The sequence below is a fragment of the Pseudomonas sp. NyZ201 genome (assembly GCF_049860765.1).
In the GTDB taxonomy this organism is placed as follows: Bacteria; Pseudomonadota; Gammaproteobacteria; order Pseudomonadales; family Pseudomonadaceae; genus Aquipseudomonas; species Aquipseudomonas bharatica.
This window is the reverse complement of the sequence record NZ_CP187557.1, coordinates 909,968-932,168: the sequence shown is the minus strand read 5'-3', so window position 1 is coordinate 932,168 and position 22,201 is coordinate 909,968. Positions and strand designations below refer to the sequence as shown.

The 22,201-nt window shown below is 64.0% G+C and carries 20 protein-coding genes; 14 read left to right on the top strand and 6 right to left on the bottom strand.

Features of this window, described 5'->3' with window-relative positions; genetic code table 11:
• The first annotated feature begins 38 nt into the window (after window positions 1–38).
• A complete protein-coding gene (locus ACPFMA_RS04255; RefSeq protein WP_009398805.1) occupies window positions 39–311 on the top strand; it encodes a TfoX/Sxy family protein in 273 nt (90 codons plus the stop codon).
• Window positions 312–496: 185 nt separating this feature from the next.
• On the opposite strand, the gene ACPFMA_RS04250 is transcribed toward ACPFMA_RS04255, so the two are convergent.
• From ACPFMA_RS04250 to ACPFMA_RS04235, 4 genes are read right to left on the bottom strand one after another with little or no spacing between them, the layout of a single operon-like run.
• Window positions 497–1,396, bottom strand: coding sequence for a ChaN family lipoprotein (locus ACPFMA_RS04250; RefSeq protein ID WP_420059067.1), 900 nt, complete (start codon window positions 1,394–1,396; stop codon window positions 497–499).
• A gap of 9 nt (window positions 1,397–1,405) precedes the next feature.
• A complete protein-coding gene (locus ACPFMA_RS04245) occupies window positions 1,406–2,146 on the bottom strand; it encodes a heme ABC transporter ATP-binding protein (protein ID WP_425930568.1) in 741 nt (246 codons plus the stop codon).
• Window positions 2,147–2,172: 26 nt separating this feature from the next.
• Window positions 2,173–3,156 (bottom strand): FecCD family ABC transporter permease, encoded by a 984-nt coding sequence (locus ACPFMA_RS04240; RefSeq protein ID WP_167654043.1) that lies wholly within the window; start codon window positions 3,154–3,156, stop codon window positions 2,173–2,175.
• 50 nt (window positions 3,157–3,206) lie between these two features.
• The gene (locus ACPFMA_RS04235) at window positions 3,207–4,085 is read right to left on the bottom strand and encodes a heme/hemin ABC transporter substrate-binding protein (protein WP_425929730.1); all 879 of its coding nucleotides are present in this window, start codon (window positions 4,083–4,085) and stop codon (window positions 3,207–3,209) included.
• 137 nt (window positions 4,086–4,222) lie between these two features.
• On the opposite strand from ACPFMA_RS04235, the gene ACPFMA_RS04230 reads away from it, so the two are divergent.
• Entirely contained in the window at window positions 4,223–4,540 is a 318-nt protein-coding gene (locus tag ACPFMA_RS04230; protein ID WP_064303381.1) for a Rieske (2Fe-2S) protein, read from the top strand.
• Here ACPFMA_RS04230 and sfsA read toward each other — a convergent pair.
• Together sfsA and ACPFMA_RS04220 are read right to left on the bottom strand one after the other, a co-directional pair.
• The gene (sfsA, locus tag ACPFMA_RS04225; protein WP_064303380.1) at window positions 4,530–5,243 is read right to left on the bottom strand and encodes a DNA/RNA nuclease SfsA; all 714 of its coding nucleotides are present in this window, start codon (window positions 5,241–5,243) and stop codon (window positions 4,530–4,532) included. The two genes, ACPFMA_RS04230 and sfsA, sit on opposite strands and share 11 nt — an antisense overlap.
• Entirely contained in the window at window positions 5,243–6,415 is a 1,173-nt protein-coding gene (locus ACPFMA_RS04220; protein ID WP_420059069.1) for a pyridoxal phosphate-dependent aminotransferase, read from the bottom strand. The genes sfsA and ACPFMA_RS04220 overlap by 1 nt, the downstream gene beginning before the upstream one ends.
• A gap of 213 nt (window positions 6,416–6,628) precedes the next feature.
• Here ACPFMA_RS04220 and dksA point away from each other — a divergent pair, with 213 nt between their 5' ends.
• The 12 genes from dksA to ACPFMA_RS04160 all read left to right on the top strand — a co-directional run bounded on the left by dksA (window position 6,629) and on the right by ACPFMA_RS04160 (window position 22,124).
• Window positions 6,629–7,075 carry an RNA polymerase-binding protein DksA gene (gene dksA / locus ACPFMA_RS04215; RefSeq protein WP_064303378.1) on the top strand — a complete coding sequence of 149 codons (447 nt, stop codon included), beginning with the start codon at window positions 6,629–6,631 and terminating at the stop codon, window positions 7,073–7,075.
• Window positions 7,076–7,138: 63 nt separating this feature from the next.
• Window positions 7,139–8,026, top strand: coding sequence for a tRNA glutamyl-Q(34) synthetase GluQRS (gluQRS, locus tag ACPFMA_RS04210; protein WP_420059070.1), 888 nt, complete (start codon window positions 7,139–7,141; stop codon window positions 8,024–8,026).
• A 152-nt stretch (window positions 8,027–8,178) separates the two neighbouring features.
• Window positions 8,179–8,355, top strand: a complete 177-nt coding sequence (locus ACPFMA_RS04205) for a hypothetical protein (protein ID WP_003250005.1) — start codon at window positions 8,179–8,181, stop codon at window positions 8,353–8,355.
• Entirely contained in the window at window positions 8,339–11,293 is a 2,955-nt protein-coding gene (locus ACPFMA_RS04200) for a sensor histidine kinase (protein WP_167654042.1), read from the top strand. Before ACPFMA_RS04205 ends, ACPFMA_RS04200 begins: the two co-directional genes overlap by 17 nt.
• Window positions 11,294–11,315: 22 nt before the next feature.
• A complete protein-coding gene (locus tag ACPFMA_RS04195) occupies window positions 11,316–12,755 on the top strand; it encodes a sigma-54-dependent transcriptional regulator (protein ID WP_064303375.1) in 1,440 nt (479 codons plus the stop codon).
• A gap of 727 nt (window positions 12,756–13,482) precedes the next feature.
• Complete coding sequence (locus tag ACPFMA_RS04190; RefSeq protein WP_009403751.1) at window positions 13,483–14,871, top strand: polynucleotide adenylyltransferase PcnB; 1,389 nt, start codon at window positions 13,483–13,485, stop codon at window positions 14,869–14,871.
• On the top strand, window positions 14,868–15,347 hold the full coding sequence (folK, locus tag ACPFMA_RS04185) for a 2-amino-4-hydroxy-6-hydroxymethyldihydropteridine diphosphokinase (RefSeq protein WP_420059071.1): 480 nt from the start codon (window positions 14,868–14,870) through the stop codon (window positions 15,345–15,347). Before ACPFMA_RS04190 ends, folK begins: the two co-directional genes overlap by 4 nt.
• 214 nt (window positions 15,348–15,561) lie before the next feature.
• Window positions 15,562–16,362, top strand: a complete 801-nt coding sequence (gene panB, locus ACPFMA_RS04180) for a 3-methyl-2-oxobutanoate hydroxymethyltransferase (protein ID WP_009404315.1) — start codon at window positions 15,562–15,564, stop codon at window positions 16,360–16,362.
• Window positions 16,359–17,216 carry a pantoate--beta-alanine ligase gene (panC, locus tag ACPFMA_RS04175; protein WP_425929729.1) on the top strand — a complete coding sequence of 286 codons (858 nt, stop codon included), beginning with the start codon at window positions 16,359–16,361 and terminating at the stop codon, window positions 17,214–17,216. Before panB ends, panC begins: the two co-directional genes overlap by 4 nt.
• A 166-nt stretch (window positions 17,217–17,382) precedes the next feature.
• Window positions 17,383–19,047: a glucose-6-phosphate isomerase gene (gene pgi / locus ACPFMA_RS04170; RefSeq protein WP_420059072.1), complete on the top strand. Its 1,665-nt coding sequence runs from the start codon at window positions 17,383–17,385 to the stop codon at window positions 19,045–19,047.
• A gap of 129 nt (window positions 19,048–19,176) precedes the next feature.
• Entirely contained in the window at window positions 19,177–21,111 is a 1,935-nt protein-coding gene (acs, locus tag ACPFMA_RS04165; RefSeq protein ID WP_064303371.1) for an acetate--CoA ligase, read from the top strand.
• 140 nt (window positions 21,112–21,251) lie between these two features.
• Window positions 21,252–22,124 (top strand): oxygenase MpaB family protein, encoded by an 873-nt coding sequence (locus tag ACPFMA_RS04160; RefSeq protein ID WP_425929728.1) that lies wholly within the window; start codon window positions 21,252–21,254, stop codon window positions 22,122–22,124.
• Window positions 22,125–22,201 lie beyond the last annotated feature (77 nt).

Sequence of the window (22,201 nt, the reverse complement as noted above, 5' to 3'; positions counted from 1 at the left end):
CCTCCACCAGACCCGTTCAGCCGGCGCAAGGAGGCTTGATGAACGATGAACTCCAGCACCTGAAGAATCTTGGCAAGACCTCGGCACAGTGGCTGCACGCGGTAGGTATCCACAGCGCATCCGACCTGCGTCGCCTTGGCGCGGTGGATGCCTATCGGGCGGTACGCACACGGGGCTTCCGGGCATCGAAGGTGCTGCTTTACGCCATTGAAGGCGCGTTGCTGGATGTGCACTGGAACGATATCCCCGCAGAACGCAAGGAGGCGCTGAATCAACAACTGGACGCGACCAGCCTGCGGAAAAAAAACTGAGTTTTTTCGGATTGGTCCGTTGACATAGAAATGAGAATCGTTATGATTACCACAACTGGTCGCGAGACTGGTTGGATAAACTGAAAGCCCCTGGTTCGGACTCTCAGATTATCTCCTCATCAGGCTAATCACGGTTATTGACCCGGCACTTTGCCGGGTCTTTTTTTGCCTGCTCGATCGTGAACTCAGCGCAGATCGGCGCAGTAGTCCTTCTTCGGCAGGGCCGCCGTGTACCAGACGAAATCGGCCATCTGCGGGCTCACGTCCTCGCCCACCTGCGCCAGCATCAGCACCAGCGTACCCTGCTCCGCACCGAGATCAGCCAGGTGCAGCGGCACACCGACATCCTTGCGCACATGGTAGCCACCGGCCAGGAGCAGGCTCGGTGCCGGGGCAGCAAGCAGACGTTCGGCCATGCGCCGGTCACGCTGCTGTTGCACCGCAACCATGGACGGCAACTGGCTTTCCGGGAGCATGCCGCAGTGACCGTCGCGCACTTCCTCCATCAGCGCATCACGCACCGCCGCAGTGGTAGAGCGCGGGCCACCGAGGTCTGGCGGATTGCGATAGATCGCCGCCATTTCCCCGCGGTCGAGATTGGCCGCCAGGACCGGGTAGCCTTTGGCAAAGGCTTCACGAACGATCGGCGCGTAGAACGTCCAGTCCCAGCCCTGGCGCCAGTCGATGGCCTTGGCCAGGTCGCTCGGCAAAGGCTGTTGCTGACGGACCAGGTCGACCTTGACCTGCTGCGCCGGCTCGAGCATTTCCAGCAACAGGCTGCCTTGCGCCCGTCGCTGGTTCAGCGCCTGCAACAACCAACGTTGCAAGGCATGGTGATCGGGGTTGTCGTGCTGCTCACCGACCAGGACCCGCGGTACGCCCGCCAGGCGCTGGAGTAATTGCTCCGGGGTCAACGCCTTGCCACTGGCCATCTCGCGAATCAGCCCCAGTTCCGCATGCCCGCGCCCCTCGGGGCTTTGCCAGGCCGGAAGCGGCGGCAACGCAGGCGACGCAGGCATGGACTGACATCCCGCCAGCCCTCCGGCCAACAACACAACCACGCCAAGCACGCGGGACAGGGACATGGACGACTCCTATCGGGCAATGATGAGCGGATGCCCCCGCTCGGGATGAGGCTGCACCAGCACGTCGAGACCGAACACGGCCTTCAGCGCGTCCGGCTGCAGCACCACCTGGGGTGTGTCGAGGGCACGGGGCCGACCGTTCTGCAGGAGCAGGATGCGATCACAATAGCGTGCAGCCAGGTTCAGGTCATGAAGGATAACCAGTACCGCTCCGCCGTGATCGGCGAAACCGCGCACGGCTTGAAGCGTCGTGTGCTGGTGCAGGGGATCGAGCGCAGAGGTCGGCTCATCGAGCAACAGGGTTCGCCCCTGTTCGCCAGGCCAAAGCTGCGCCAGTACACGGGCCAGATGCACGCGCTGGCGTTCGCCACCTGACAGCGCCAGGTAGCTGCGTTCGGCAAGATGCAACGCGTCCGCGGCCTGCAGCGCCTCGATCACGATCTCCCGATCACGGGCCTGCCCCGTACGATGGGGCAGACGGCCCATCCCCACCACCTCCTCGACGCGAAACGCAAAGCCCAGGCTGGAGACCTGCGGCAACACCGCCAGGCACCGGGCCCTCTCCGGCCCCGGCCAGTCGGCCAGCGGACGGTCATGCAGAAGCACCCGGCCACGATGAGGCGCCAGCTCACCGCACAGGACACCCAGCAAGGTGCTCTTTCCCGCGCCATTTGGCCCAAGCACACCCAGCACCTGCCCCGGTGTCACATCGAGGGTGATGCCGTCGAGGACGCTCGTGTGCCCGCGAATGACCTGCAGATCCCGGACCTGGAGCATCAGGCGCGCCCTCGCAGCAGCAGATACAAAAAGAACGGCGCTCCGATGAAGGCGGTAACGATACCGATCGGCAACTCGGCCGGCGCCAGCACCAGGCGTGCGGCCAGATCGGCGAACAACAGCAGCGAGGCACCCGCCAGCAGCGAGGCCGGCAGCAGGACCCGGTGGTCAGGCCCGGCCAGCAAGCGGATCAGATGGGGCACGACAAGGCCGATGAAGCCGATCAGGCCGGCCGCCGCCACCGCTGCACCAACGCCCAGGGCAGTGCAGAAGACCAGTTCGCGCTTGAGCTTTTCTACCTCGAAGCCCAGGTGGCGCGCCTCGGACTCGCCCAGCAGCATGGCATTGAGTGCCTCGGCGCGGCGCGGCAGCCAAAGCGCCACGCCGGTCGCCACCAGCACCAGCGGCCATAGGCGCTGGTAACTGGCGCCGTTGAGGCTGCCCAGGTTCCAGAAGGTCAGGGTGCGCAGGGTGGCATCGTCGGCCAGATAGGTGAACAGGCCCACCGCAGAGCTGGCCAGGGCAGTCAGGGCAATACCGGCGAGCAGCATGGTGGCAACACTGGTCTGGCCGTCCTTGCGGCCGAGGCGGTAGACCAGCGCGGTTACACCCAACCCGCCGAGAAAGGCGCAGAGTGACAATAGATAGGGCGCAAAGGCTTCCGGGATGCCGCCCACCCAGGCACTGCCAACGATGGCAATCGCCGCTCCCAGCGCCGCGCCACTGGACACCCCGACCAGCCCCGGGTCCGCCAGCGGATTGCGAAACAACCCCTGCATCGCCACTCCGGCGAGCGCCAGCACTGCACCCACCGCTAGCCCGAGCAGGGTACGCGGAAGACGGATCTGCCCAAGGATCAGTTCCGCCTGTTCCAGGCCCGCGCCGTTCACGGGCAGGCCGAGCAGGCGCAGGCCGGCCCGCAGGGTGTCCATCATTGGCAGGCTGACCGGCCCGAGGGCCAGCGACAACCAGACTGCCAGCAGACACGCCAGGCCCAGTACTACAAACAGCGTGCGCGGCGTTACCAGTCGGATCATTGCGCGAGCTCGGCGCTGGCCGACGGATAGAAGACCTGGGCCAGCGCCTGCAGGCTGGCTGGCAGACGCGGCCCGAGGCCTCCGACCAGCAGCGTCGGGTCAAGAGCGATCAAGCGCTTCATGCGCACCGCACGCGACGATGCCAGGGCCGGGTTTTCCTTGATAAGCGCCTCTAGCGCAGCATCACCGCTCAACGCGCGGTCGGCGAACACCACCACCTGGGGATTCAGCGCCGCCAGGGTCTCGGTAGAAAAGTTCTTGTAACCGTCGTTGGTCGCCAGGTTGCGTCCTCCGGCCTGCTCGATCAGCCAGTCGCCCGCAGTTCCCCTGCCGGCGATCATCGGCCTGGCGCCCGCATGGCCGACCAGCAGGATGACCCCCGGGGCATCTTCGGCGGCCCGGGCCGCGTTGATCTTCACCTGCAATGCATCGAGCTGCCGACGGTAATCGACGAAACGCTGTTCGGCCTGTTCAGGCTTGCCCAGCAACCGCCCCAGGTGCTTGAGATTGTCATGCACGGCATCCAGGTCGGCCTCGCTGGAAAACAGCTCGACCTGCACGCCGGCGCTGCGGATCTGCGCCAGTACCGGGGGCGGACCCATTTCGGCGGTGCCTGCCAGCAAGTCGGGACGCAGGCTCAAAACGCCCTCGGCTGAAAGCTGGCGTTGATAACCGATGCTCGGCAGCGCCTTCAAGGGTTCAGGGTGCTGGCTGGTGGTATCGACACCGACCAGACGGGACTGCGCGCCGAGCTCGACAATCCACTCGCTCAGCGCACCACCGGCGCTGACCCAGCGTTGGGGCGGCTCCCCGGCTTGCACCGGGTTGAACACAAGCCCGAGGCAAAGGGCGACCAGGCTGGCATATCGGCGCATAAGGCAGCTTCCTGTTGATGAGGTTGGGAGTGGGATCACGGACAGGGTATAAAGACGCCCGACGCGGCCCGAGCCGGTAATTTGATAATTATTTGCATTTAGGCGTCAAGCCGACCGAATCCGTCACGGAGTTTCCCATGCACCTTCTATGTAGCGGCGTCGAACTGAGCGAAGGCCAGAGCCGTGGTTTCAACCATGAAGGCGTCGAGCTGCTGGGTGTTCGCCGCCACGGCCAGGTTTATCTATACCGCAATCGCTGCCCTCACCGTGGTATTGCGCTGAACTGGCAGCCGGACGGGTTTCTCGACAGCAGCGCCAGCCTGATCGCCTGTGCCCACCATGGCGCCCTGTTCCTGATCGAAAGCGGCGAATGCGTTGCCGGCCCCTGCGCTGGCGAGGCACTGGAAGCCTTGGACTGCCACGAGGACAGCCAGGGCATCTGGCTCAGGGATTGAGCAGTACCGGCAAGGGCCGGTCGATGCGCACCTGGCGGTTGTCCAGCGTGACACCGTAGGCCAGCACCTCGACGCCATCGAGCACGGCCGCGCGCAAGGCGATGGCGTAGCCGGGGTCGATTTCCTCCGCCGGACGTACCGCATCGACACCGGCCAGGTTCACGCAGTAGAGCTGCACGGCCCTTACGCCCTGGCGGGCCAGCGCCGCCAGTTCGCGCAGGTGTTTGGCTCCGCGCTGGGTCACGGCGTCAGGAAAGGCCGCGATGGTCGAGCCATCGAAGCCTAAGGTCACGCTTTTCACCTCGACGTAGGCCAATCCGCTGTCGTAGGTCAACTGGAAGTCGATGCGGCTCTTTTCCTCGCCATAGGGCACCTCGCGGCGCAGGGCGGTGAAGCCGGCCAGCTCGCTGATCACCCCGGCGCGCAGCGCTTCCTCGACAATCGCATTGGCCCGCCCGGTATTCACGCAAGCCAGGCGCCCTTGGGGCGTCTCGCTGATTTCCCAGGTTCCCGGCAGCTTGCGCTTGGGATCGCCGGAGCGGCTGAACCAGACCTGGCCACCCTCTTTCATGCAATTGAGCATCGACCCGGTATTCGGACAGTGGATGGTCATCCGTTCGCCGCTGGGCAATTCGATATCGGCGAGAAAGCGCTTGTAGCGTTTGAGCAGTCGCGCCTGCTCGAGCAACGGGGAAAACTCCATCAGCCTTGCCAGCTCCGCAAGCCCCGGGCAATCCGCTCCACCGCCTCGTGCAAGCGTGGCAGGCTCTGGGTATAGGCGAAACGCACATGATGGTTGGCCTGATGGCGACCGAAGTCGATACCCGGGGTGAAGGCGATGTGTTCGGTTTCGAGGAAATGCCGGCAGAAAGCGAATGCATCGCCGCCGAACTTGCTGATATCGGCGTAAAGATAGAAAGCGCCCTGCGGCTCCACGGTGATGCCGAAGCCCAGCTCGCGCAGCGCCGGCAGGAGGAAATCACGACGGCGGGCAAACTCGGCGCGGCGCTCTTCGAGGATTTCGATGGTGCGCGGTTCGAAGCAGGCCAGAGCGGCATGCTGGGCCATGCTGGGTGCACTGATGTAGAGGTTCTGCGCCAGCTTCTCCAGCTCCGGAATCGCTGCGGGCGGCGCCACCAGCCAACCGAGACGCCAGCCGGTCATGCCGAAGTATTTTGAGAAACTGTTCAGGATAAACGCCTGGTCGTCGACCTCCAGCGCGCTCGGAGCATCCATCCCGTAGGTCAGGCCGTGATAGATCTCGTCCACCACCAGGTGGCCATTGTGCGCACGGGTAGCGCGGGACAGGCCGGCCAGCGCTTCGCGGTCGAGCACGGTACCGGTCGGGTTGGCCGGCGAGGCCACCAGGGCGCCAACCGTATCGTGGTCCCAGTAGCGCTCCACCAAGTCGGCATTGAGCTGATAGTTCACCTCTGGCCCCACTGGCACCAGTTGCGCACCGCCCTCGACCAGGCGCAGGAAATGACGGTTGCACGGATACCCTGGATCGGCCAGCAGCCAGTGCTTGCCCGGATCCACCAGCAGGCTGCTGGCCAGCAGCAGCGCGCCGGAGCCGCCAGGGGTGATGAGAATCCGCTGCGGATCGATGTTCAGTCCATAGCGCTGCCCGTAGAACCCGGCGATCGCCTCGCGCAGCGCCGGCAGCCCGCGCGCGGCGGTGTAACGGGTGTGGCCGGCAGCCAGCGCCGCCTGCCCGGCTTCGACGATGGGCGCAGCGGTGGTGAAGTCCGGCTCGCCGATCTCCAGGTGGATGACATCGTTGCCGGCGGCCTGCAATTCATTGGCCCGTGCCAGCAGGGCCATCACGTGAAAGGGTTCGATGGCGCGACTGCGCGCACTGTAGGGCTGAGCCATTGGCCTTCTCTCAATCGGGACTAGACTGATGATTCTAACCGCGCGCCGCGGTGAACGTATGGATAAACCCCGCTGTCCTACCGGAGATAACCGGGAGTAGCGCACCCCGATCCTATCTGGTAAGTTCGGCGGCTCGCAGTCGCAGGGCCGGCGGTCGCCGGATATGGAAACATGCCTGCGCATTGGATCAGATGAGTGAGAGGCGGTCTATTCATGTCCACCGTAGAAAAGCAAAAAGCCGGTCATTCCATGTACGGTGTCGATGCCTATGTGGAGACCAAGGGTGAGGAGTACATGGGTGAAGCCATGAAGGCTCACTTCACCAAACTGCTCGGCGCCTGGAAAGCTGAACTGATGCAGAGCGTGGACCGCACCGTGGACCACATGAAGGACGAAGCCGCCAACTTCCCCGACCCGGCCGACCGTGCCAGCCAGGAAGAAGAATTCGCCCTGGAGCTGCGCAACCGCGACCGCGAGCGCAAGCTGATCAAGAAAATCGACAAGACACTCGACAAGATCAAGGCCGACGAGTACGGCTGGTGCGAGACGTGCGGCATCCCGATCGGCCTGCGCCGCCTGGAAGCCCGCCCCACCGCAGACCTGTGCTTCGATTGCAAGGAACTCGACGAGAAGAAGGAAAAGCAGATCGGCAAAGGCTGATCCTGACTCCTGCAGACGGGGCGCATCATGCGCCCCGTTTCATTTATACAGCCTGCATTGATCATGACCGACTCCCGCTACATCGGGCGCTTCGCCCCCACTCCCAGTGGTTTCCTGCATTTCGGCTCGCTGGTCGCGGCCCTCGCCTCCTGGCTCGATGCCCGGGCCGTCGGCGGCCAGTGGCTGCTGCGCATGGAAGATATCGACCCGCCGCGCGAGGCACCCGGAGCGCAAAAAGCGATTCTCGACACCCTGGAAAACTACGGCCTGGAATGGGATGGTGAGGTGGTCTACCAGCACGACCGCCACGGCGCCTACGCCGAAGTGATCGACCGCCTGTTCCGCCAGGGCCTGGCTTACGCCTGTACCTGTTCGCGCAAACAGCTGGAAGGTTATAACGGCATCTATCCGGGGCTATGCCGCAATCTCGGGCACGCTCAGGAAGATGCGGCGATTCGCATCCGCGTACCGGAACTGACCTACAGCTTCGACGACCGCGTACAAGGGCACTTTCAGCAACATCTGGGCAAGGAAGTGGGTGACTTCGTCATCCGCCGCCGCGATGGTCTCTATGCTTATCAATTGGCGGTGGTCCTGGACGATGCCTGGCAGGGCGTGACCGATATCGTTCGCGGCGCCGACCTGTTGGACAACACACCGCGCCAGCTTTATCTCCAGGAGTTGCTGGGGCTGTCACAACCCCGCTACCTGCACGTCCCGCTTATCGTCCAGCCGGACGGACACAAGCTGGGCAAGTCCTACCGTTCGGCACCACTGCCGGCGGAACAGGCCGCACCACTGATCCTGAGAGCCTTGCGCGCATTGGGCCAGCCTACCGACGCCGCCATGGCCGCAGCCCGCCCCGCCGAGGTGCTGGCATATGCCGCACGGCACTGGAACGCACAAGCGATTCCGCGCAGCCTGACCCTGGCCGAAGCGGAACTGCACTGAGTGCTTGCCGGAGATCGAAAAGGCCAATAGATTCAAAACCTTGGGTATTGTCCGCCGGCCCGTTTGCAGGCGCCGGCCCTTCCGTTACCATCAGCCGCGTTTTGCGCCAATAATAAATCCACTTCGCAGCGCGCAATTCCTACGAGGCCAGCATGTACATCTATCGTTTGGTCCTGCTTCTGGTCGTGGGGATCTACCTGTTCTCCCCGGCCATCATGGACTGGTGGATCGAGCCGACCGGTGCCTGGTATCGCCCTTACCTGCTCTGGCTGATCCTGATCGTCGTGACCTTTATCCTGCAGAGCCAACGTGATGCCGATGAGCTTTAGCCTGACCCAGATGATCCTGATCAGCGCCGCCTACCTGCTGGTGCTGTTCGGCGTGGCCTGGATCAGCGAACGCGGCATGATCCCCCGGGCGATCATCCGTCATCCACTGACCTACACCCTGTCACTTGGTGTCTACGCCAGCGCCTGGGCCTTCTATGGCACGGTCGGCCTGGCCTACCAATACGGCTATGGTTTCCTCGCCTGCTACCTCGGCGTGTCCGGTGCCTTCCTGCTCGCGCCGGTGCTGCTCTACCCGATCCTCAAGATCACCCGCACCTACCAGCTCTCCTCCCTGGCCGACCTGATCGCCTTCCGCTTCCGCAGCACCTGGGCAGGCGCGCTGACCACGGTGTTCATGCTGATCGGTGTGCTGCCGTTGCTGGCCCTGCAGATCCAGGCAGTGGCCGACTCCATCAGCATCCTTACCGGCGAACCGGTGAAGAGCCGGGTGGCCCTGGCCTTCTGCGCGATGATCACGCTGTTCACCATCTTCTTCGGCTCGCGGCACATCGCGACCCGCGAGAAACACGAGGGGCTGGTCTTCGCCATTGCCTTCGAATCCGTAGTCAAGCTCCTGGCGCTTGGCGGGATTGGTCTGTATGCGCTGTACGGCGTGTTCGGCGGCCCGCATCAGCTGGAGGTCTGGCTGCTGCAGAACCAGACCGCCCTCGCCGCTCTGCATACGCCATTGCAGGAAGGACCCTGGCGCACACTGCTGCTGGTGTTCTTCGCTTCGGCCATCGTGATGCCGCACATGTATCACATGGCCTTTACCGAAAACCTCAACCCGCGCTCGCTGGTCAGCGCCAGTTGGGGCCTGCCCCTGTTCCTGCTGCTGATGAGCCTGGCGGTGCCGCTGATTCTCTGGGCCGGCCTCAAGCTGGGCGCCAGCACCAATCCAGAGTTCTTCACCCTTGGCCTGGGTATCGCCGCCAACAGCCAGGCCCTGGCCCTGCTGGCCTATATAGGCGGGCTATCGGCCGCCAGCGGATTGATCATCGTGACCACGCTGGCGCTTTCGGGAATGGCCTTGAACCACCTGGTGCTGCCCCTCTACCAGCCGCCCGCCGAAGGCAATATCTATCGCTGGCTGAAATGGACCCGGCGCGCCCTGATCGTCGCCATCATCGCGGCCGGCTTCGGTTTCTACCTGTTGCTCGGGGCGCAGCAGGACCTCGCCAACCTCGGCATCGTTGCCTTCGTTGCCACCCTGCAGTTCCTGCCGGGCGTGCTCTCGGTGCTGTATTGGCCGACCGCCAACCGGCGCGGCTTCATCGCCGGGCTGCTGGCCGGTATCACGGTATGGATGGTGACCATGCTGCTGCCGCTGGTCGGCAACCTGCAGGGTTTCTACATCCCGTTGCTGAACATGATCTACGTGCTCGACGACACCAGTTGGCACATGGCGGCAATCGCCTCGCTGGCCGCCAACGTATTGCTGTTCACCCTGATCTCGCTGTTCACCAACGCCAGCTCCGAAGAGGTCGGCGCTGCCGAAGCCTGTGCGGTGGATAACGTCCGGCGCCCGCAACGGCGCGAGCTGCACGCCGCTTCGCCGCAGGAGTTCGCCACGCAACTGGCCAAGCCACTGGGCGCCAAGGCCGCGCAAAAGGAGGTCGAGCAGGCGCTGCGCGACCTCTACCTGCCCTTCGATGAACGCCGCCCTTACGCGCTGCGCCGCCTGCGCGACCGCATCGAGGCCAACCTGTCGGGCCTGATGGGGCCGAGCGTGGCCCAGGACATGGTGGAAACCTTCCTGCCCTACAAGTCCGGCAGCGAAAACTACGTGACCGAGGACATCCATTTCATCGAAAGCCGCCTTGAGGACTATCACTCGCGCCTGACCGGCCTGGCCGCCGAACTCGATGCCCTGCGCCGCTATCACCGGCAGACCCTGCAGGAACTGCCGATGGGCGTCTGCTCCCTGGCCAAGGACCAGGAGATCCTCATGTGGAACAAGGCCATGGAGGAGCTGACCGGGATTCCCGCCAAGCGCGTGGTCGGTTCGCGCCTGAGCACCATCGTCGAGCCATGGCGCGGGCTGCTGCTGGGCTTCATCAACGTGCCCGACGAGCACCTGCACAAGCAACGCCTGGCGCTGGATGGCCAGACCCGCTGGCTGAACCTGCACAAGGCGGCCATCGACGAACCCTTGGCCCCCGGCAACAGCGGCCTGGTACTGCTGGTGGAAGACCTCACCGAAACCCAGATGCTCGAAGACAAGCTGGTGCACTCCGAACGCCTGGCCAGCATCGGCCGCCTGGCGGCCGGGGTGGCCCACGAGATCGGCAATCCGGTGACCGGCATCGCCTGCCTGGCGCAGAACCTGCGTGAAGAGCGCGAGGAGGACGGGGAAATCACCGAGCTGAGCAGCCAGATCCTCGAACAGACCAAGCGCATCTCGCGCATCGTCCAGTCGCTGATGAGCTTCGCCCATGCCGGCAGCCACCAGCACAGCGACGAGCCGGTGTGCCTGGCCGAAGTGGCACAGGACGCCATTGGTCTGCTGGCACTGAACCGGCGCAACTTCGAGGTACAGTTCTTCAACCTGTGCGACCCGGAGCACTGGGTCGAAGGCGACCCCCAGCGCCTTGCCCAGGTACTGATCAACCTGCTCTCCAACGCCCGCGACGCCTCGCCCGCCGGAGCGGCGGTGCGCGTGCGCAGCGAGGCCAGCGAGCATACCGTGGACCTGATCGTCGAGGACGAAGGCAGCGGCATTCCGAAAAACATCATGGACCGCCTGTTCGAACCCTTCTTCACCACCAAGGATCCGGGCGAAGGAACCGGGCTGGGGCTCGCTCTGGTCTATTCCATCGTGGAAGAGCATTATGGACAGATCACCATCGACAGCCCGGCCGATACCAAGAGCCAACGTGGCACGCGCATCCGTGTGACCCTGCCACGACATGTCGAAGCGACGTCCGCTGTGAACTGAGACCGTCGAGAGAATTGAATCAATGCCTCATATTCTGATCGTCGAAGACGAAACCATCATCCGTTCCGCCCTGCGCCGCCTGCTGGAACGCAACCAGTACCAGGTCAGCGAGGCCGGGTCGGTGCAGGAAGCCCAGGAGCGGTTCAGCATCGCCACCTTCGACCTGATCGTCAGCGACCTGCGTCTGCCGGGTGCCCCCGGTACCGAGCTGATAAAGCTGGGTCAGGGCACACCGGTGCTGATCATGACCAGCTATGCCAGCCTGCGCTCGGCGGTCGACTCGATGAAGATGGGCGCGGTGGACTACATCGCCAAGCCGTTCGACCACGATGAAATGCTCCAGGCCGTCGCCCGTATCCTGCGCGACCGGCAGAATGCGCCGGCGGCGCCGGTGGAACGCAGCAACGCCAAGGCGCCTGCCGCGGACAAGGCGGCTGGCACGGCCAATGCCAACGGCGAAATCGGCATCATCGGTTCCTGTGCGCCCATGCAGGACCTGTACAGCAAGATCCGCAAGGTGGCGCCCACCGATTCCAATGTCCTGATCCAGGGCGAATCCGGTACCGGCAAGGAGCTGGTGGCCCGTGCCCTGCACAATCTCTCGCGTCGGGCCAAGGCGCCGATGATCTCGGTGAACTGCGCGGCGATCCCGGAAACCCTGATCGAATCCGAGCTGTTCGGCCACGAGAAGGGCGCGTTCACCGGCGCCAGTGCCGGCCGCGCCGGCCTGGTGGAAGCTGCCGATGGTGGCACCCTGTTCCTCGACGAGATCGGCGAACTCCCACTGGAAGCCCAGGCCCGCCTGCTGCGCGTGCTGCAGGAAGGCGAGATCCGCCGGGTCGGTTCGGTGCAATCGCAGAAAGTCGATGTCCGCCTGATTGCCGCCACCCACCGCGACCTGAAGAACCTGGCCAAGGTCGGTCAGTTCCGCGAGGACCTTTACTATCGCCTGCACGTCATCGCCCTCAAGCTGCCCGCCCTGCGCGAGCGCGGTGCCGACGTCAACGAGATCGCCAATGCCTTCCTCGCCCGCCAGGCGGCCCGAATCGGACGCAACGACCTGAAGTTTGCCCACGACGCCGAGCAGGCGATCCGTCATTACTCCTGGCCGGGGAACGTACGTGAACTGGAAAACGCAGTGGAGCGTGCGGTGATTCTTTCCGAGAGCCCGGAGATTTCCGCAGACCTGCTGGGCATCGATATCGAACTGGGTGACCTGGAAGACGACGACGCCTTCGACACCCTTCCGGCCATCGCCAGCCAGGCCAACGCCGCCAGCCATGAGCCTACCGAGGACCTGTCGCTGGAGGACTATTTCCAGCACTTCGTTCTCGAACACCAGGACCACATGACCGAGACCGAGCTGGCACGCAAGCTCGGGGTAAGCCGCAAATGCCTGTGGGAACGCCGCCAGCGCCTGGGCATTCCACGACGCAAGAGCGGGGCCACCAGCGAAAGCTGACAGGAGGGTGCGACACGGTGTCACCCTCATTCGGTAACACCGCGTTTCGGCCAAAAACTGTTACCTCACGGCGACGCCGTAACAGAAACCGGGGCTTACGGTAACGAAACCCCGGTTTTTTTACGCCTCGAAAATGCCCCATGACCGTGCTAACCCCTTGTTTTACTGGGCTTTGCAAAAGTTGGCACGGCACCTGCTATATGTTCGGTACAAGAACAATAACAAGCACGGCAAAACACAATAAAAATAAGACGAATCGGCTCACGCACAATAAGAACAAGACGGCGGAGGCGCAGCTAACTGATTCTTTTGGAGAGGAGTTGTGTTTGGGGCTTGCCCCACAACCAGGTAGAGAACAACAAAAACTGCACTCAAGCAGAACCTGAACTGGTTGGATCGAAAGGTCATCGCAACGTCAGCGACCAAAGCAATCCGTTTGCTCTTGTACTCCCGGTTAGGGAGACAGTCCACAGGCCCCAGGGCATTCAGTGGATCAGGGCATGAACAAAAACAAGAAGCCCGACAAAAAAACAATAAGAGCACGCAACTACTTCTTGGGGAGCTTCGGCTCCCCTTGTAGTTTCCGCCTTCTGGCACTCCCTCTGCGCAGCGTTACCAGCCCATTTCTCGGGTGCCTACACCCTTTTCCGACTAAATGCTAGAATCCGTGCCCATCATGCGGCCATTCTTCCTTTCTGGCCGAAAATTCCTTCAAACAGTGCATCCCATGCTGAAGAAGCTGTTCCAGTCTTTCCGTCCCCCGGCGCGCGTCCAGCACCACAAGCGCACCACGCCCGAGGTGATCAACCATTCGCAGCATTCGCTGCAACGTCATCAATTCAGCCGTCACGCGGTCAATATCGTCGAGCGCCTGCAAAGCGCCGGTTACCAGGCCTACCTGGTCGGTGGCTGCGTACGCGACCTGCTCCTGGGCATCACCCCCAAGGATTTCGACGTCGCCACCAGCGCCACGCCCGAGCAGATTCGTGCCGAGTTCCGCAACGCACGCATCATCGGCCGGCGCTTCAAGCTGGTTCATGTGCATTTCGGTCGCGAAATCATCGAAGTCGCGACCTTCCGTGCCAACCATCCGACTGACGAAGAAGAAAACAGTCACCAGTCGTCCCGCAACGAAAGCGGCCGGATCCTGCGTGACAACGTCTACGGCACGCTGGAGGACGACGCCCAGCGCCGTGACTTCACGATCAACGCGCTGTACTACGATCCGGTCAGCGAGCGCATCCTCGACTACGCCAACGGCGTGCACGATGTGCGCAACCGCCTGGTCCGCCTGATCGGCGATCCGACCCAGCGCTACCAGGAAGACCCGGTGCGCATGCTGCGCGCCGTGCGCTTCGCTGCCAAGCTCAACTTCGGCATCGAGAAGCATACCGTGCTGCCGATCCGCGAACTGGCGCCGATGCTGCGGGAAATCCCGGCGGCGCGGCTGTTCGAGGAGTCGCTGAAGCTGTTCCTGTCCGGCCACGCTGCCGACACCTTCGAGATGCTGGTCGACCTGCAACTGTTCGACCCGCTGTTCCCTGCCAGTGCCGAGGCCCTCGAAGAGCAGCCGACCTACACCCACACGCTGATCAGCAACGCGCTGATCAACACCGACCTGCGGGTGAAACAAGGCAAGCCGGTCACCCCGGCCTTCCTTTTCGCCGCCCTGCTCTGGCCTGCCCTGCCAGCACGCGCCCTGCAGCTGCAGGGCCGCGGCATGCCGCCGATCCCGGCAATGAACGAAGCGGCCCACCAGTTGATCTTCGAACAGTGCCAGCGCATCGCCATTCCCAAGCGCTTCACCCTGCCAATCCGTGAAATCTGGGATATGCAGGAACGCCTGCCGCGTCGCAGCGGCAAGCGTGCCGACCTGCTCCTGGACAATCCGCGTTTCCGTGCCGGTTATGACTTCCTGCTGCTGCGCGAAAGCGCCGGCGAAGACACGGATGACCTCGGCCAGTGGTGGACCGATTACCAGGAGTGCAATGAAAGCGAGCGCCGCGACATGATCCGCGACCTCGGCGGCCGCGAAGACGGCAGCGGTGCCGGCCCACGCAAACGCAAGCGCAGCCCGGGCAAGCGACGTCGCGCCGACGGTGGCGCTGGCGAATGACCCAGCGTGCCTACATCGGCCTGGGCAGCAACCTGGCCAACCCCCAGGCGCAACTGCGCAGCGCCCTCGACGCGCTGGCGCAGTTGCCGGATACGCGACTGGCGGGCGTCTCGTCCTTCTATGCCAGCGATTCCCTGTCCCCGGGCCAGCCGCGCTACACCAACGCCGTGGCCGCGCTGGACACCAGCCTCGCCCCCCTCGACCTGCTCGACGCCCTGCAAGGCATCGAGGCCGACCAGGGCCGCGAGCGCAAGGAGCGCTGGGGCCCGCGCACGCTCGACCTGGACATCCTGCTCTATGCCGACCAGGTCATCGACGAGCCGCGCCTGAAAGTCCCGCACTACCACATGCACGCCCGCCCCTTCGTGCTCTATCCCCTTGCCGAACTGGTGCCCGAAGACTTCCGTCTGGCGGACCAGCGCTCTCTCGCAGAACTGCTGGCAGCCTGCCCATTCATCGGGCTGGAGCGCCTGTAGCCGGGCGCTCCCCCAGCGGTAACGCCCGTAACAGTTCCGGCGTAACAATGCGGTAACACGGCAATTGACTTCCCCCCGCGCGCTCACGACTATAGGCGTCCCGTGGCACGACCGTGCCGTAAAACAAGGCCGGGAACGGATTGACCCCAAACACCACGCTCGATGATGTGCCGTTCCAGTGGTTTTCACAGCGCCTGAACGAGGATTGCTTTTCATGCCAGACGTAACCCTGACCACTCTCCAGGCCCTCAAGGCCAAGGGTGAAAAAATCGCCATGCTGACCTGCTACGACGCGACCTTCGCCCAGGCGGCGGCCCGTGCCGGCGTCGAGATCCTGCTGGTTGGCGACTCCCTGGGGATGGTCCTGCAGGGCCACGACAGCACACTGCCGGTGACCAATGCGGAAATGGCCTACCACGTCGCCAGCGTCAAGCGCGGCAACGAAGGTGCGCTGATCCTCGCCGACCTGCCATTCATGGCCTATGCCACCGCCGACCAGGCCTTCGCCAATTGCGCCGAGCTGATGCGTGCCGGCGCGCACATGGTCAAGCTCGAAGGCGCGGCCTGGCTGGGCGAGACCGTACGCCAGCTGGCCGACCGTGGCGTGCCGGTGTGCATGCACCTGGGCCTTACCCCGCAGGCGGTCAACATCCTCGGTGGCTACAAGGTCCAGGGGCGTCAGGAAAACCAGGCACGCCAGATGCGCGCGGACGCCATCGCCCTGGAGCAGGCCGGTGCCGCCATGTTGCTGCTGGAGTGCGTACCAAGCGAGCTGGCCGCGGAAATCACCCAGGCGGTGAGCATCCCGGTCATCGGCATTGGCGCCGGCAGCGCCACCGATGGCCAGGTTCTGGTCCTGCACGACATGCTGGGCCTGTCGCTGAGCGGTCGTGCGCCGAAGTTCGTGAAGAACTTCATGGCCGGCCAGCCGGACATCCAGAGCGCCTTGCAAGCCTACGTGCAAGCGGTCAAGGACGTCAGCTTCCCCGGCAGCGAACACGGGTTCAGCGCATGAATACCGTCAAGACCGTCCTTGAACTGCGCGCCGCCGTCGCCCGTGCCCGCGGCGAAGGCAAGCGCATCGCCTTCGTGCCGACCATGGGCAACCTGCACAGCGGCCATGCCGCGCTGGTGACCAAGGCCGCCCAGCGCGCTGATTTCGTGGTTGCCAGCATCTTCGTCAACCCGTTGCAGTTCGGCGCCGGTGAAGACCTCGACAAGTATCCGCGAACCCTCGCCGCCGACCAGGAAAGGCTCCTCGAAGCCGGCTGCAACCTGCTGTTCGCCCCGACCGTGGACGAAATGTACCCGGACGGCATGGCCGTACAGACCCGGGTCAGCGTCCCGCAACTGTCCGAAGGGCTGTGTGGCGCCAGCCGCCCGGGCCATTTCGAGGGCGTGGCGACCGTGGTCAGCAAGCTGTTCAACATGGTCCAGCCGGATATCGCAGTGTTCGGCCAGAAGGACTTCCAGCAACTGGCGGTAATCCGCGCCATGGTCCGCGATCTGAACATGCCGATCCAGATCATCGGCGAGCCGACCGTTCGGGCCGAGGATGGCCTGGCGCTGTCGTCGCGCAACGGCTACCTGAATGCCGAGCAGCGTGCCATCGCCCCCGTGGTCTATCGCACCCTGAGCCAATTGGCCGATGGCATCCGCCAGGGCCGTCGCGATTTCCCGGCACTGATCGCCGAGGGTCGACAGGCGCTGACCGAGGCCGGCCTCAAGCCCGACTACCTGGAAGTCCGTCACGCCGTCGACCTGCGCCCCGCCCTCGCCAGCGACCACGACCTGGTCATTCTGGTCGCCGCCTACCTTGGCCCTACCCGCCTGATCGATAACCTGCACCTCAATCTCGAAGGCAACTAAGCTCTCGGGATACACCGGGCCAGGACGCCCGGTGAACAGGCTGAAGCGAAATGACATATCTCAATGGCTTTTGCCGGCCTGTCGCGAAATAATCCGCGACGGGCCGGTAACGGCTACACGTTCTCCGTGTCCAAGGCAGTTCAAGCAATCAAGGAACCCTGCAGCGATGGCGTATTACCGTACTCCTCATGATGTCACCGCACTGCCAGCCTGGCAGGCACTCCAGCAACACCGCGAAACCATGCAGGATTTCAGCATGCGCGAGGCCTTCAACGCCGACCCGCAGCGATTCAACCAGTTTTCCCTGAGCAGTTGCGGTCTGTTCCTCGACTACTCGAAGAACCTGATCAATGCCGAGACCCGCGACAAGCTGGTCGGGCTGGCCAATGAAGTGGGCCTGCAGCAAGCCATCCAGGCACTGTTCGCCGGCGAGATCGTCAACGCCTCCGAAGGCCGCCCGGCACTGCACACCGCGCTGCGCCGTCCGGTGGGCGACAAACTGAGCGTCAATGGCGTCAACGTAATGCCGGACGTGCATAAAGTGCTCAACCAGGTTACCGAGCTGGTCGGCAAGATCCACGACGGCCTGTGGCGCGGCTACAGCGAGAAGCCGATCACCGACGTGGTCAACATCGGCATCGGCGGCTCCTTCCTCGGCCCGGAACTGGTTTCCGAGGCCTTGCTGCCCTATGCCCAGCGCGGCGTGCGTTGCCACTACCTGGCGAATATCGACGGCAGCGAGTTCCATGAGCTGTCGGCCAACCTGCGCGCTGAAACCACGCTGTTCATCGTTTCCTCGAAATCCTTCAACACCCTGGAAACCTTGAAGAACGCCCAGGCCGCTCGCGCCTGGTACCTGGCCCAGGGCGGTTCGGAAGCCGAGCTGTATCGCCACTTCATCGCCGTGTCGAGCAACAAGGCGGCGGCCGTCGCCTTCGGCATCCGCGAAGAGAACATCTTCCCGATGTGGGACTGGGTCGGCGGACGTTATTCGCTGTGGTCGGCCATCGGCCTGCCGATCGCCCTGGCCATCGGCACCGCCAACTTCAAGGAACTGCTGTCCGGCGCCTACACCATGGACCAGCATTTCCAGAATGCCCCGTTCGAGCAGAACATGCCGGTGCTGCTGGCCTTGCTCGGTGTCTGGTACGGCAACTTCTGGGGAGCGCAAAGCCATGCGATCCTGCCGTACGACCATTACCTGCGCAACATCACCAAGCACCTGCAGCAGCTGGACATGGAGTCCAATGGCAAGCACGTGCGCCAGGACGGCACGCCGGTCACCCATGACACCGGCCCGGTGATCTGGGGCGGCGTCGGCTGCAACGGCCAGCACGCCTACCATCAGTTGCTGCACCAGGGCACCCAGTTGATCCCGGCGGACTTCATCGTCCCGGTGGTGAGCTTCAACCCGGTCGCCGACCATCATCAGTGGCTGTACGCCAACTGCCTGTCGCAGAGCCAGGCGCTGATGCTCGGCAAGACCCGCGTCGAAGCCGAGGCCGAGCTGCGCGACAAGGGCATGAGCGAAGCCGATGTGCAAAGGCTGGCGCCGCACAAGGTGATCCCGGGCAACCGCCCGAGCAACACCCTGGTGGTCGAACGCATCAGCCCGCGTCGTCTTGGCGCACTGGTTGCGATGTACGAGCACAAGGTTTTCGTGCAAAGCGTAATCTGGGGCATCAACGCCTTCGACCAGTGGGGCGTGGAACTGGGCAAGGAGCTCGGCAAGGGCGTCTACCAGCGCCTGATCGGCGGTATCGAGGAGCCGGCAGAAGATGCTTCGACCCAGGGCCTGATCAACTACTTCCGCGGCCGTCACCGCGGCTGACCCCCGGTCGCCGCCCCCGGGCATGGCCGGGGGCAGCGGCTACACTGTCCTGAGCCCCGGCTGCCTTCGAAAGGCTTCCCCGCGTCCTCGACGAAGGCAACGCCGTCCATAACAACAGGACAGGTGCCCATGTTCGATATCAGTCGATTCCCCCATGCCGATGCCGTCAGCCGTGCCGCCGAGCTGAGCCAGGGCGACTACGATCGCCTTTATCGCCAATCCATCGAGCAACCCGAGCAATTCTGGACCGAACAGGCCCGCCGGCTGGACTGGATCAGCCCGTGGAGCACCGTGCAGGACTGCGATATCCGCAGCGGCAAGGCGATCTGGTTCAAGAACGCCCGGCTCAACGTCAGCTACAACTGCCTCGACCGCCACCTTGAGGAACATGGCGAGAGGCCGGCAATCATCTGGGAAAGCGACGACCCCTCGCGTTCGGCCACACTCACCTATCGCCAGGTCCACCAGCAGGTGTGCCGCCTGGCCAATGTGCTCAAGCAGCGCGGCGTGAAGAAGGGCGACCGGGTGTGCATCTACATGCCGATGATTCCGGAGGCGGCCTTCGCCATGCTGGCCTGTGCACGGATCGGCGCGATCCATTCCGTGGTATTCGGCGGGTTCTCACCGGATGCCCTGCGCGACCGCATTCTCGATGCCGACTGCCGCACCGTGATTACCGCGGACGAAGGCGTACGCGGTGGCAAGACCGTCCCGCTCAAGCAGAACGTCGACAAGGCCCTGGCCAGTTGCCCGAATGTCAGCAGCGTCGTGGTGGTACGGCGCACCGGTGGCAAGGTGGACTGGAGCGAGCCGCGCGACCTTTGGTACCACGACGCCACGGCCGGTGCCGGCGACGACTGCCCACCGGAGCCGATGGATGCCGAGGATCCGCTGTTCATCCTCTACACCTCCGGCAGCACCGGCAAGCCCAAGGGGGTGTTGCACACCAGTGCCGGTTATCTGTTGCAGGCGACGATGACCTTCAAGGTGGTATTCGATTACCGCGACGGCGAAGTGTTCTGGTGCAGCGCCGATGTCGGCTGGGTCACCGGGCACAGCTATATCGTCTACGGGCCGCTGGCCAACGGTGCTACCAGCCTGATGTTCGAGGGTGTACCGAACTACCCGGACGCCTCGCGTTTCTGGCAGGTGGTGGACAAGCACCAGGTCAACATCTTCTATACCGCGCCGACGGCCCTGCGCGCCCTGATGCGCGAAGGCCAGGGGCCGCTGCAGGGCACCTCACGCAAAAGCCTGCGCCTGCTCGGCAGCGTTGGCGAGCCGATCAATCCGGAAGCCTGGGAGTGGTATTTCAATGCCGTGGGCGAGCAGCGCTGCCCTATCGTCGACACCTGGTGGCAGACCGAAACCGGCGGCATCATGCTCACCCCATTGATCAGCAACCGGCATATCAAGCCCGGCTGCGCGACCCGCCCCATGTTCGGCGTACAACCGGTACTGCTCGACGAGCAAGGCAAGCTGATCGAAGGCCCCGGCGCCGGGCTGCTGGCGATCAAGGCCAGCTGGCCGGCACAGATCCGCAGCGTATATGGCGATCACCAGCGGATGATCGACACCTACTTCAAACCTTTCCCCGGCTATTACTTCACCGGCGACGGCGCGCGCCGCGACGAGCAGGGCGACCTGTGGATAACCGGGCGGATCGACGACGTGATCAACGTTTCCGGGCACCGCATCGGTACGGCCGAGGTGGAAAGCGCGCTGGTGCTGCATGACAGCATCGCCGAGGCCGCCGTGGTGGGTTATCCCCATGATCTCAAGGGCCAGGGCATCTACGCCTTTGTCACGCCGATGAACGGGATCGAACCGGACGAAGCGCTGAAGAAGGAGCTGTTGGCGCTGGTGAGCAAGGAGATCGGCAGCTTCGCCAAGCCGGAACTGATCCAGTGGGCACCGGCGCTGCCCAAGACCCGTTCGGGCAAGATCATGCGGCGGATATTGCGCAAGATTGCCTGCAACGAGCTGGAGAACCTGGGGGATACCTCGACGCTGGCGGATCCCGGCGTTGTTCAAGGGTTGATCGATAAGCGCTTGAATACCTGATATACCGGGTATTTTGGGGCCGCTTTGCGGCCCTTCGCGGGCAAGCCACGCTCCTACAGACCATCGCGTCGCTGGTAGGAGCGTGGCTTGCCCGCGAAGGACCGCGAAGCGGTCCCAGCGACCTGAGCCCAAAGGTATTCATGGAAGCCCTACGCCGCCGCATCGAAACCCAGCTCCTCAGCCTCACCGGCCTGTCCCTCGGCCAACTCGACCTGGAAAACCCCAAGGGCGACCCCGGCCTGTTCGGCCCGCAGAGCCTCAGTTGGCAGGTACACGGCGATTTCCCCAGCATGCTGGCAGGCGGAATCAGCGCCTTGCTCCTGCAAATGCTTCACCCACTGGCCCTGGCCGGGGTCTGGGATCATTCCAATTTCCGCGAAGACATGCTCGGCCGGCTGCGCCGCACCAGCCAGTTCATCTCCGGCACCACCTTCGGCGCGACCGACGATGCCGAATGGCTGATCGAACGGGTCAAGACCATCCACCAGCAGGTCGCCGGCAACGCTGCCGATGGAACGCCCTATGCCGCCAGCGACCCGGACCTGCTGACCTGGGTGCATGTCGCCGAGGTACGCAGTTTCCTCGCCGCCCACCTGCGTTACCGCAACCGCCACATGGCCGATGCGGCGCAGGATGCCTACTACAGCGAAATCGCCCTGATCGCCGAGCGGCTGGGAGCGCGGGATGTGCCCAGGTCGCGGCAGGAGGTGGCGGACTATCTGCGCCGGGTACGTCCGCAACTGGTTTGCGACGAGCGCAGCCGCGAGGTGGTGCGGGTGCTACTGAATGCCCCGGCGCCGAGCCGGATAGCCCGGCCAGTGGGGAACCTGATGATGCAGGCGGGGATCGGCCTGCTGCCCGATTGGGCCGGCGACATGCTCGGGTTGAGGCTGGGCCCGGTGAAGCAGCGAGTGGTCGATCTGGGCATGAATGCGCTGGTCGGGCCGGTGTTGCGCTGGGCGATGCGGGATGGCTCGGTGCATCGGGCGCGGCGGCGGATGGGTGTGCAGTGACTTGATGGCCTCATCGCTGGCAAGCCAGCTCCCACAGGGTTTTGTGTTGACCACAGGATGTATGTTCGACGCAGACA